This window comes from Paenibacillus sp. J23TS9, assembly GCF_018403225.1.
Classification (GTDB): Bacteria; Bacillota; Bacilli; order Paenibacillales; family Paenibacillaceae; genus Paenibacillus_AQ.
This window is the reverse complement of the sequence record NZ_BOSG01000003.1, coordinates 105,107-117,627: the sequence shown is the minus strand read 5'-3', so window position 1 is coordinate 117,627 and position 12,521 is coordinate 105,107. Positions and strand designations below refer to the sequence as shown.

The following is a 12,521-nucleotide window of genomic DNA, read 5'->3' as shown; positions in this document are numbered from 1 at the left end:
GGGCTGAGGTTTTTTTATGTGATTCTACGAGTCTCAAGTCCCGGATTTGCTAAACTTCCCCCGTCTTTTGACCGACATAGAAGTATATGTCGTGTTTTGTGATGGGCTCACGAAACATATCAGGAGAACAAAGGCCCGGGAAAGGATGAATCGAATGAGAAAATGGCTATCCATATTGTTGGCCTTCATCATGACGATCGAATTATTATGGGGGAGCTTGGGAGCAGGCAGGGCTGCTGCGGATGCGGCAACAGGTCTGGCTCCTGTGATTTCCGTTACTAAGAATTTATGCAAGGATGGAAGCGTAGGACGGACACCAGTCATTACTTTAACATTCGATCAGTCCGTTAGGCTGGTGGATGGAAGCGGCAGTGCGGTCATTAAGCTGCTGGATCAGACGGATTCCAAACATAGTATAAGTAATCTTGCTATACCTGTGGATGTGGATACAAGTAACCCGGGGAAAAGAATCTACGAGATTCCAGTTGATGTGAAGAAGCCGCTGGAATACAACCATCTCTATAAAGTGGTGGTAGATGAAGGAATATTTGAAGCAGAAGCAGATAGCTCTATTCAAAACTCGTTAAAAGAACTTAATTTTCAAACGATCGAGCAGGGAGTTCAAACCTATGATCCGGCTGTTAAAACCACATCGGTCAGCCAGAATCTGAAGCAGCTAAAGATCACGTTTAACGAAAAAATGAAGGCTGGCACAGGGGATGTAAAGCTAGTTTTGCAATCGAATATCAATACGGTGCTAGAAACGATTCCTGCCAGCAGAATCACGGTCAATAATTGTGATGCAATGATACCAATGACCAAGTCGCTTGCGTTGGGTACAACCTATGCGGTAACTATAGACTCCAAAGCGTTTGTAACTGAAACGGGAGCAGACTATGCAGGAATTCAGAATACATCAGAGTGGTATTTTACGACGAATCGGAACACATCGATGAATACAACATATCCATCCAATAATGGTATCCTGACAGGCGGTCAGATCATATTGGAATATAACCAGCCCGTTATTGCGGGTTCCGGCACAATTGAGCTTTATCGTTCAAACGGCACCAATGTAACGAAGCTGAATGCGACCAGCAGCTTGGTCAAAGGAAGCGGAACGGCGAGAATTACCGTTGATTTAAGCGCTTATCTGCAGACTAATACCGATTATTATGTTCTTGTTAGTGCGAATGCTTTTCAAGATCAATGGAAAAACAATGTACCTGGAATTACGTCATCGAATGATTTTCGCTTTTACACGGCAGTGGACAATTCATCCGGATTGACGATTACCAACCTGGATCCTGCAGACCGAAAAACGGGAGTGGCAGTCGACAGCGATCTATACATAACCTTTAACCGTGTGGTAGAGCGGGGAAGCGGAGAGGTAACGGTTCGCAAATCCGGCAGCAGTTATAATGTGCCTATCACAGTTTCGGCAAGCGGCAGGGATGCACGGATTCGGCTGGATTCTGGATATACGTATGATTATGATTCCACCTATTATGTAACGGTAGGCCGGAATGCTTTTTATGACGCGCAGAATTACAATATCCAATATGCGGGGATGTCAGGAAGCTGGTCGTTCCAGACACCGGTGACTGACAAGCAGCCGCCTGTTCTGCAAAACAGCGAAATGTACAATAATACGACGATCCGGCTGGGCTACAACAAGCAGCTCTATTCGGATTCATGGCTCCAGACGAGCAGCTTCAGTGTGACGGTTAACGATGAAGTGCGCAGAATCAGCAACATATATACGTCAGGGGACAGCGTGTACGTCACTTTGGAGACGGGAGTGGCTGTAGGCCAGAATGTGAAGATCAGCTACAGCGGGGGCACCAGACCGATCCAGGACGTATACCGAAACCAGGCGGCAACCTTTTCACTGCGTGATGTCCTGAACGGAATCGACACCGCTCTTCCCAAACCAAGCAGCGGTACGGTATCATCCAGCAATGTCACCTTGTATTACAATCAATCCTTAAAGCCCGTATCATCCAATGCTTATGAACAATTCACGGTGAAGGCTGACGGTACAACCTTTGGTATCAAATCGATCAGTCAAAGCGGGCAGACGATTTATTTGACGCTGAGCAGTCCTGTTTCCGATGGCCAGGTTGTGAAAATAAGCTATAAGCCGGGAAAAGAAGCCATTCAGGATAGCAGGGGCCCAAATATCAGTGCCTTTACCGACTTTATCGTCCGTAATCTTCAAGATACCAAGCCACCGGTATTTCAGGCAGCTGCAGGCACAGGCAGTAAAGTTACCCTGACTTACAATGAGCTACTTAGTACAAGCAATATTCCGATGAAGAGCCAGTTCTCGGTTCTGGTCAACGGCGTACCAAACTATGTAAACACCGTGGAAGTCAAAGATAATCAGGTTATTTTAACATTGGAAACCGCCTTGAATACTAACGCTAACGCAAAAGTCACCGTATCGTATGTTCCGGGAACGATTCGTCTGACCGATCTGAACGGAAACGCTGCAGGGTATATCAATTTGGAGCCTGTAAAGATCGCGGAAGGCAATGTGAACAGCGAGATCAAATCGATTACCATTCAAGGGGATACTCTTCAAATTACTTACAATAAAACGCTGACATCACAGTCTTATATTTCTACCGAACAATTTCAAGTGTATGTGGATGGAGTACAGCGTGGAGTGCTGCAGGCGTTCATTGGTGGCGATACCGTAACGCTGAAGCTAAGCGGCTCGGTCACCAGCGGCCAGAAGGTAGAAGTGACTTATTTACCTGGCGTCTACGGTATTAGTGACAGCACGGGGAAAACGATGACGTACTTTAACAGGCTTACGGCAAGCGAAGTGACAGCTGACAGGAAGGATCTTAATCTTCCGGAGTACTTAACGTTGACTGACTTGAAGGATTTTGAAGTCTCGACCTTTGTGCTGAACGACAAGGCAGTTGAAACTTCTGCGACTGTCAATTCCCGCAATAATCAGATGATGAAACAGCTGTTCATCAATCCGGACAAGCTTAAGGAAGCTTTTGATTATATTGGGAAGGCCAAAGAAACAACGCATACGCTTTTGATCAACACGCCAACGGGTTACGGCTCTGTGATGGTAAGTATTCCATTAAGCGCTTTGGAAAACGCCAAGGACAGAGAAGCGGCGATTGCGGTACGGGCAGGAGAGGCGATGCTTGTGCTTCAGCTCAGCCAGATCAACGTTGCAGATATCTCCAGAACACTGCAGACAGGATCTTCTAACATTACGTTAAATCTGGCAGTAGACAAGCTGTCAACAGAATCTGCTATGTTCCTCAACGACAAACTGAGTGCAGCCGCGATTCAAAAGCTTACGGAACCGTTTGACTTTTACGTGATGGCGGTGGACAACAATGCTTCTTCACACACAGCGGAAATGCAATTCAATAATCAGTATTTGATTCTGAATAATTCAACGATGTCCGTCGATAAGATGGGTGTGTACCAGTGGGACGCTGGTGCCGATAAAATGACCTTTGTCCCTGCTACAGTTCAAAGTGGTGGCGCAAGCCAGATTTTCCGGGCCAAGGTCAAGGGAAATCACCTGGTGATAGGCGGCATGGCTTATAAATACTATAATGATATGAACAATCACTGGGCAAAGGATTCGATTATTGATTTGGCCAGCAAGTTTATTATTGACGGACGTACTGCCAATACCTTTGCACCGAACAAAAATATCACCCGTGCGGAGTTTGCGGAATATGTGGCAAGAGGGCTCGGCCTCTCAGGAGATGTGCAGACCTCCCAGCGTTTTTATGATGTAACCAACACCAAGGAAAATGCATTTATTGGTGCAGCCGTGAAAGCGGGAATTATTGCCGGCAACACCGACGGCTCCTTTAAACCGGATAGTCCGATTACAAGAGAACAAATGGCGATCATTATGGCCCGGGCTATGAATTATACCGGCTTCCGGACGGAATTGACCTATTCACCCGCAACGTATCTGAAAAAGTTCAAGGATTACAAGCAGATTCAATCACCGGAATCGGTTGCGAGGCTGCTGAAAGAAGGAATCATTCAGGGCGTCAGTCCAACAGCCTTCCAGCCCAAAGGGAATGCGACCCGGGCGCAGGCGGCTGTCATGTTGGAACGTCTATTGAAAAAAGTAGGTTATCTATAAAAACCGGTTCAATGAATCGGTAAAAGTAAGCCTTCTCTCATTTCGTTATGAGGGAGGGCTTTTTTTCGTTAATTCTATGAAATTCGCTAAAAAATGCAGGTTCTTCCGTAACTTTTCAGGTTTAAAACAGTCTATTAAATGTATGGAAGTTACAAGATAGTAACCTCTTTAGAAGATTGTGAGAGAGTTATAGGCGTTTTTGCGTCTAATCAGAGGAACATTTTTACATTGAATAACGTCAGTAGATTCGTAGGTTCATTTAACAAATGGGGATAGTACGTGTGTTAATAAGATGGGAGAGTAGCGTTTCATGAAATGGAATAAAAGGCTGAATGAGAATAAAAGCGGGATGACTTCAGGGAAAAAGTGGATGGTCGTATCCCTGGCAGGATTGCTCTTTGTTGCGCCGGTGGTAGGCAGCGGGATTCCGCTGAACGGGCATTCGATTTCGTCGGTCGCCAGTGCGGCGGCATCGTCGGTTACGAAGCTGGGGGAGAATCCGGTAACATCGGGTGCGATTTTGACGAAATACAGATTTACGACAACGCGTTCCGGGAAACAGGCCATTGCGCTGGCGGATGTGATCCGGATTGATCTGCAGAATCCGTATGTGAAGATGGATGTCATGAACGGCAAGGATGGCCAGTTCACGACCAAGCAGAGCACAGGCGGCATGGCGAAGGAAAGCGGCGCGGTGGCTGCGGTGAACGGGGATTATTTTAATACAAGTGCAGACGGGGCTCCCATTGGCGGACAGGTGACGAATGGACAGCTTCTGTCGACGCCTTCGGATATTAAAGGGATGTATTCCTTTGCGGTGACGACGGACGGCAAGCCGATTATTGATGAGTTTTCTTTTGACGGCTCCGTTACAGCGGAGGACGGTTCCAGCTTCCCGCTCGCGGGGATCAACAAAACCTCCTACAACCCGGAGAGCAGCAGCTCTACATACAGTCATGTGAATGCGATGTACATTTATACCAGCGCATGGAAGTCCACTACGCGTCCTAAAAATAGTGCAACCACACCGATTGAGGTATTGGTGCAAAACAATGTCATCACGCAAATTTCGGATCAGGGCGGATTTGCCGATATGGCGGTGCCGCAGGACGGATATATTTTGCGGACACATGGCACGGCTGCCGATTTTGTAAAAGCCCATCTGGTCGTAGGCCAGAAGCTGAATACCAATTACATGCTGAAGTCCAAAACAATGGGACAATCCGTGGACCCTGCGAATTTGCAGACGATGATCGGCGGCCATACGATTCTGGTGAATAACGGCAAAGCGACGGCTTATTCCCGGGATGTCTCCAGCATCGGCGGATACCGGGCAAGAACATCTCTTGGTTATTCGAAGGACCAGCGTTATGCCTATATCATTGCCGTAGAGAAGAATGATAGCAGCGCCGGCATGTCGCTTGGCGAATTGCAATCCTTCATGGTGGATATCGGGGTATGGAAAGGCCTCAATCTCGACGGCGGGGGTTCCACGACGATGGTCAGCCGTCCGCTGGCAGAAGATGATGCGGTATTGACCTTCAACACGGAATACGGCAAGGAGCAGCGCAGTGTCGTTAACGCTGTGGGCGTATATACAAATGCTCCCAAAGGCGAGCTGAAGGGTCTGAAAATCAGCGGAAGCTCCGCGATTCTGATTGGCCAGCAGGCTTCGTTCAAGCTCAAAGGCTATGATACCTATTACAATCCGGTTGACACTTCCGGTCTTACACCTACCTGGAAGTCCAGCAACGGTAATATCAAAGTCAGCGGTCAGACGGTAACGGGTGTGACGCCAGGCGTCTCCAAAATCACAGCAGTCAGCGGACAAGCCAGCACAAGCATGGACGTGAAGGTACTGGGCGCCGATGATCTGAGTTCACTCAGTGTAGGCTCAGCAACCGCGCCGCTTCAGGCGGGCAGTACGGTATCTGTACCGGTGAAGGCAACGACGAAGGACGGCCAACAGGTGGATGTGCCTGATAGCGCTCTGAAGTGGGAGTTCATCGGATTCAAGGGCAGCGTACAGAATGGCAAGCTGACGGTAACGTCTGTGGATGCAAACGCCAAGGTGGGTTATGCCATTGCCCGTTACAACGGCTTCAGTACAGCCGTCGTGCTATCGGCAGCCGGCGAAGACATGTGGGAGAATTTCGAGAATGCCAGCTATCCGGTGCAGTTTACGAGCAACAGCGCTCAAGTGAGCGGTACGGCAGCCATAACGCAGGGTAGCGGGGATCACGCTAACTCCAAAGTACTTCAGTTGACATATGACATGACCGCAGGAACTGGAAAAATGTATGCTTACGCTGAACTTAACGGCTCTACTGGCAAGACGATTGCAGCTCCGGCAACCTCGATGAAGATTGATGTCATGGGCGATCACAGCCTGAACTGGGCGCGTGCAGAGCTCAAGGACAACAATGGCAATACGGTTTATGTAGACCTGGCCAAAACGATTGATTGGGATGGCTGGAAGACGCTTGATATCGATCTCAGCGATAAAGGAATCGCCTTCCCGGCGCAGCTGAAGCGGGTATATGTTGTGAATGTGGAAGAGGGTCAGGATGAGCGCGCGAAGACGGGTACGGTTGCTTTTGATAACATCAAGTTCACCATGCCATCCCTGTCCAGTGAAGCGGGATTGCCAACCGGTAAAGTCGAGATGACGATCGGCCAGAAGGCCTTCACAACCAATGGACAGAAGAAAACGATGGAAGCCGCTCCGGTGATGAAAGACAGCAGCACATATATTCCAATTAAATACGTTCTCGATACGTTTGGAGGCAAGGCAACCTGGGATCCGGCCAATCAGAGAATTACGATCACCCGCGGCGGAAAAGTCATGGATCTGAAAGTCGGAAATAAGGATTTTATCCTCAACGGCAAACGTAAAGGGGCGGAAGTCGCACCTTACATCAGTCAAGGTCGTACTTTAGTCCCACTTCGGCTCGTATCCGAGCAATTAGGATTAAATGTAAAATGGGAACAGAAAACGAAGACCGTCACCATCGAATCGTGATATGGTATGATATGTATAGAAATGAACTAGAAAACATGCATGTCAGCTCATTCTGTATAGAACTGTAGAGGTAAGAAATGGAGTAGAAATACGTGGATTTTCAAGCCGATGCGATAGACCGCGTCATTAAGAACGCCATCCAGGTGGTGGAGAACAGCAAATATCAGATGTTTGAGATTCTTGAGGCGGCCCGTGACGAACTTGCCTCTTTGAATCAGGAACTGCAGTTTGTGATGAAGGAAACGATCGAAACGCTGCAAAAGGTGGATCAGCTGGAGCTGAACTACCGGCGTTCGCGCGTCCGGCTGACGGAAGTCAGCCGGGACTTCGTCCGTTACAAGGAGGACGACATCAGGCAGGCCTATGAAAAGGCTACGCAGCTTCAGCTTGATGTTATGATTTATCGCGAAAAGGAAATGTATCTGAAGGCCAGACGCGATGAATTGCAAAAGAGAGTCCGAAACGTCGAGAACTCTGTTGAACGTGCTGAATCCATCGGATCACAAATGGGTGTGGTAATGGAGTACTTATCAGGCGAACTGGGACAGGTGACACGGATTATCGAAACGGCCAAGAACCGCCAGCTAATCGGTCTGAAAATCATACTGGCTCAGGAAGAGGAAAGAAAACGCATTGCCCGTGAAATTCATGACGGCCCTGCACAGCTGCTTGCCAATCTGGTTCTCCGCACAGAAATTGTGGAAAGAATGATGGTGAAGCAGGAATTTAAGATGGTACAGGACGAAATATTAGATTTGAAGGGACAAGTGCGCTCCAGCCTTGAGGAAATGCGGAAGGTGATATTCAATCTTCGCCCGATGGCTCTCGATGATTTGGGACTGATTCCTACGATGCGGAAATTCGTGCATGATTTTGAGGAGAAAACGAAAATCCGAACCATTTTTGAAACGCGGGGCAAAGAGCACCGCCTCTCTTCCGCTATGGAAGCAGCCATATACCGTTTGGTACAGGAAGCGCTCAGCAATGCGGCCAAGCATGCCTACCCGACCTATGTATTAGTAGAAATTACATACCAGGCGCAACTGGTGAAAATTGTTGTTCAGGACAATGGACTAGGCTTTAAAGTTGAGCTTCTGGAACAGAAATCGAAGGAACATTTCGGGTTGATCGGCATGCGTGAGAGAGTGGAGCTGCTTGAAGGAAGAATGGAACTGGAATCCGAAGAGAACCAGGGTACAAAGATCGTAATCCATATCCCGACGAACGTGGAGAAGGGGAAGGAGTAACAAGATGGAAAACAAGGATTCTGGCAAAACAAACATTAAAGTCCTCTTGGCTGACGATCATCAATTGTTTCGCGAGGGTCTGAAGCGCATTTTGAATATGGAGGATGACATCGAAGTCATCGGCGAATGCGGGGACGGCATTCAAGTATTGGAATTTTGTAATGAAATCAAGCCTGACATTGTACTCATGGACATCAATATGCCTGTGGAGAACGGCGTCGAGGCAACCGAGAAACTGCGCGAGCTCTTCCCGGATGTGAAGGTTATTATTCTATCTATTCATGATGACGAAAGCTATGTATTCGAAACGCTGCGCAAAGGCGCGAACGGTTACCTGCTGAAGGATATGGAGGCCGAGTCGCTTATCAATGCGATCCGCTCGGTACAAGAGGGATATGCCTTTATTCATCCGAAAGTAACGGGTAAATTGATTCAGCAGCTGCGCCGCATGACCTTCCTCAACGAGACGGGTGCCATGACGGAGAGCGGCGTGCGTGAAGCAGGCGTTAAATTCGTTGCGGGCGAGAACAATCCGTTGACCCGCCGCGAAGCGGAAGTGCTGCGTTTGATGGCGGAAGGCAAGAGCAACAAGATGATTGGCGAGTTTCTCTTTATCAGTGAGAAAACGGTCAAAAACCATGTCAGCAGTATTTTGCAGAAGATGGAGGTTGACGATCGCACCCAAGCGGTTATCAACTCAATTAAATACGGATGGGTGACCCTTTAATTCCATGTAAATGGAATTAAAGGCTTTGATTGTCAACGATTGTGAAAATTACCACTGGATATAGGCGGCAGCCGTGACTTCTGAAAAGGGTGCGGGCTGATGATGCGCTTACATTCACCGACCTGACCATACCGGCATATAGTGTTGGTATACAGGGAGGTGAGTCTGCATGTTAACCCCGCTATTATGGATTCTGACGGTGTATGCTTTAGCGGTTGCCGCGGTTCATGTCTATCATGCCTGGCAAAAGCGCAAAAATACACGCCGGATTCACTATATTCTGGTGACTTCCAATCATGAGCGTCAAATTGAATGGTATATCCGGGCACTTGGCTTGTATGCTTTGATGACAGGCAAAAGACTTCGGATAACGGTGCTTGATGTAAATTCGGATGATCACACACTGGGCATTATCGATCGCCTTGAGGGAATCGCTGGCGTTGAAATGTCTGTATCGACGGATTTTTCAGTCCTGAGCCATGTCACAGACCCGGATGTAAAGTTGGTCGATTTACGAAATCCGCATGAAGCGGGGCATATTCCTTATGTATAGGAAAAAGCCCGCGGCTCTAAGCGGTATATGGGGAAATAAAATGTGAAGCACACTTCTGTACGGGTAACCGTGGTGGTGTGCTTTTTTGCTGTTTGGAGGAAGAAGCTCGGAGAGACAGGGGCGATGATGAGGAGAGAAGGTAGGCGAAATTCTCTGGGGAATGAATTGGAATAGACTGACGGGGAAGTTGAGCGAGGTTCTATCGTTCTTTCCTGTGGATTAAAAAATCGTTTAGGGCCATGGATGATGGCGCAGAAAGGATTACCCACAGGCAGATATCGCTAAAAATTTAAAAAACGTACCGAAAATGCGTAATTTGCACCGCAGCCTGTGAATGATGGGGATGAATTTGTGAATTTGTGGATGAGTTTTTTGAATATCGGCCAGAAAAGCAGCTTGAGGAGTTTATATCTGTGCATAAGTGCGAAAGGAAATGATGCAGGCCACGCATACCCATTGAAGCATAAGAGTTTTTGAGCATAAATGGGTGAAAAGTGGACTCTTACTTACATGGCGAACGATTCACAATCAATATAGCAAAATAGATTAAAAGAATAGGCTGCTGATTTTTTAAGAAAGTCCGTCTGGTAGAGGAAGGAGGATAAACGGATGCGGATTGCGGTTTATGCCATATGGAATGGGGAAGTCTGGACGATTCAACGGTCACTGGATATGAGAGTGGATGTGCTGTGGTGGACGCAGACCGCAGATCGCCTTGGCAGCCCTGGCAGGGTGGTGTTTCTGGCCGAATCGATGGCATTAAGTCTTGCGGTGAAGCTGGAGCAGGGCTTTGGGGAGCAGCCGGGAATGAAGAGCTGGGATCTTGGGAATTGGAACCGGATGATCTGTGAACTGCTTGGGGATGAAGGAAGCGAGAACTGGAAGAGGGGAGCCGCGATTAGTGGGCATGCGGGTATTTCTGGTGGAAGTGCATGGGAAACACGAAGCGGCTTTACATTTGGGTGTGATTCCAGCCAGAGACAGTGGATTTGGGATATTCATGAGGCGGCTCCGGAAGCTGTACACTTGCTTCTGGCTGAGCAGGCGGGGGCAGGCCGGATGGACGCGGCAATACATACGGCAAGCGCTGCGGAGGAGCTCGGCAGACAAGCAGCATTGCTAAGTGAGCTTCTGCAGGGCAGATCACTTCTTGCCGCGGAGGTGGATGCGCTGCTGCAGGAATCGGCGCCCATGCTTGCGGGCGCTTGGTACAGTGCCGCGCAGCTGGCCAGCCTGCAGGGCCGGCTTGCGCTTCACGCGGGCGTGGCGGCGGATGCCCGCCCGCGATGGGGACGCGGCCCGCTGAGCATGGGCCGCGCCAGGCATCCCCGCTGCCGGCGGTGCGGCAGCGAAGCCATTAGCCGCACGGCATGCGCCGCGTGCGGCCGCGCGGACTGCGCCTACTGCGAGGCCTGCCTCGCTCTAGGGCGCAGCCGCGCCTGTTCGCTGCTGCTCCGCTCAGCAGCGGGAGGGTCCCCGGCCGTGCGCGGAGCGGCCGGGCAGTCCACCGCCGCGGTGCGCGGGCGGTGGGGGCTTAGCGCGGCGCAGGGCGATGCCGCCTGCGCTGCGCTGGGTTTCCTGGCGGAGCCGCCCCGCAGGGGCTCCGCCGTGAAGAGCGGCCACGGGTGGTGGCCGCTCATGCCCTACCGCGCCGGGCGGGCTCAGCCCGGCGCAAAGAGTGCACCCTCTGTTAAGGGTGCACCAAGCGCTGTGAGTTACGCTCAGGAAGAAACTGCGCCCTCCCGTTTCCTCCTATGGGCCGTGACGGGCGCGGGCAAAACCGAGATGATCTTCCCGCTGCTCAGCTCGATCCTCGAACAGGGCGGCCGCGTGCTGGTGGCCACACCCCGCCGGGATGTGGTATTGGAGCTGGCCCCGCGGCTTGCCAAAGCATTCGGTGATACGCGAATTGTCACGCTGTACGGAGGCAGTACCGAGCGGTGGCAGGCAGGCGAGCTTACGCTGGCGACAACCCACCAGCTCATGCGATTTTATCAAGCGTTTGACCTGGTCATTATCGATGAGCTGGATGCTTTTCCGTACCACAATGATCCGATGCTGGCTTTTGCGGCTCAGAATGCCTGCAAGCCGGACGGGAAATTCGTTTATCTCTCTGCCACACCTCCAAGGCCGCTGCAAAAGGAAGCTGCACGCGGCACGTTGATCCATGCCAAGGTGCCGGTGCGCTTTCACGGCCATCCTCTGCCGGTACCGAAGCGGATTACGCTAAAGAGCATCGAGCAATGCCTGAGGCAGTTGCTGCTGTTGAAGCCTCTGACAGAAGCCCTAAGGCAATCGTTGGAACGGGATGCCCAGGTCTTCCTGTTTGTTTCGCGCATCCGTCATATTGACCCGCTCGTTACCATCCTCCGCCGTATTTTCAGCGACTACTGTGTAGAAGGCACATCCTCTGAAGGTCCGCTTCGCGCAGTGAAAGTAACCAGCTTCCGCCAGCGCGAGATCCGGCTGCTGGTGACCACGACGATTTTGGAGCGGGGTGTAACGGTTCCGCGAAGCGATGTCTTTATCGCAGATGCGGACAGCGGGCTTTTTGACGAAGCCTCACTCGTGCAGATGGCTGGACGAGCAGGACGATCTTCCGAGGATCCGGCGGGAAGGGTCATTTTTGCTTCACCGGAATGGACGATTTCGCAGAAGAGGGCCGTTAAGCAGATTGCGGGCATGAACCGGATTGCACGGAAGAATGGCTATCTGAAAGACTCATAGCATTAGGCAAACTTATGTTAAATAGCGTGGGGGCATGAGTGTTTCCTACTTAAAACTTATCTATGGGTAGAGAAGATGACTTGATATAGATTTATTGCTAA

The 12,521-nt window shown here is 50.0% G+C and carries 6 protein-coding genes; all 6 read left to right on the top strand.

Annotated elements, in window-relative coordinates; all coding sequences use genetic code 11:
• Positions 1 to 154: 154 nt before the first annotated feature.
• The 6 genes from KJS65_RS19070 (at position 155) to KJS65_RS19045 (ending at position 12,420) form a co-directional block, all read left to right on the top strand.
• Positions 155 to 4,144, top strand: coding sequence for a SwmB domain-containing protein (locus tag KJS65_RS19070; protein WP_213651463.1), 3,990 nt, complete (start codon positions 155 to 157; stop codon positions 4,142 to 4,144).
• A gap of 310 nt (positions 4,145 to 4,454) precedes the next feature.
• The gene (locus KJS65_RS19065) at positions 4,455 to 7,166 is read left to right on the top strand and encodes a stalk domain-containing protein (protein ID WP_213651462.1); all 2,712 of its coding nucleotides are present in this window, start codon (positions 4,455 to 4,457) and stop codon (positions 7,164 to 7,166) included.
• Between the two features lie 92 nt (positions 7,167 to 7,258).
• Positions 7,259 to 8,413 (top strand): sensor histidine kinase, encoded by a 1,155-nt coding sequence (locus KJS65_RS19060; RefSeq protein ID WP_213651461.1) that lies wholly within the window; start codon positions 7,259 to 7,261, stop codon positions 8,411 to 8,413.
• A gap of 4 nt (positions 8,414 to 8,417) precedes the next feature.
• Positions 8,418 to 9,140 (top strand): response regulator transcription factor, encoded by a 723-nt coding sequence (locus KJS65_RS19055; protein ID WP_213651460.1) that lies wholly within the window; start codon positions 8,418 to 8,420, stop codon positions 9,138 to 9,140.
• Between the two features lie 169 nt (positions 9,141 to 9,309).
• Positions 9,310 to 9,693, top strand: a complete 384-nt coding sequence (locus tag KJS65_RS19050; protein ID WP_213651459.1) for a hypothetical protein — start codon at positions 9,310 to 9,312, stop codon at positions 9,691 to 9,693.
• A gap of 609 nt (positions 9,694 to 10,302) precedes the next feature.
• Positions 10,303 to 12,420, top strand: coding sequence for a helicase-related protein (locus KJS65_RS19045; RefSeq protein WP_213651458.1), 2,118 nt, complete (start codon positions 10,303 to 10,305; stop codon positions 12,418 to 12,420).
• Positions 12,421 to 12,521 lie beyond the last annotated feature (101 nt).

Coding starts and splice junctions, on each gene's coding strand:
- KJS65_RS19070 (WP_213651463.1), top strand. CDS start 155: ATGAGAAAATGGCTATCCATATTGTTGGCCTTCATCATGACGATCGAA.
- KJS65_RS19065 (WP_213651462.1), top strand. CDS start 4,455: ATGAAATGGAATAAAAGGCTGAATGAGAATAAAAGCGGGATGACTTCA.
- KJS65_RS19055 (WP_213651460.1), top strand. CDS start 8,418: ATGGAAAACAAGGATTCTGGCAAAACAAACATTAAAGTCCTCTTGGCT.
- KJS65_RS19050 (WP_213651459.1), top strand. CDS start 9,310: ATGTTAACCCCGCTATTATGGATTCTGACGGTGTATGCTTTAGCGGTT.
- KJS65_RS19045 (WP_213651458.1), top strand. CDS start 10,303: ATGCGGATTGCGGTTTATGCCATATGGAATGGGGAAGTCTGGACGATT.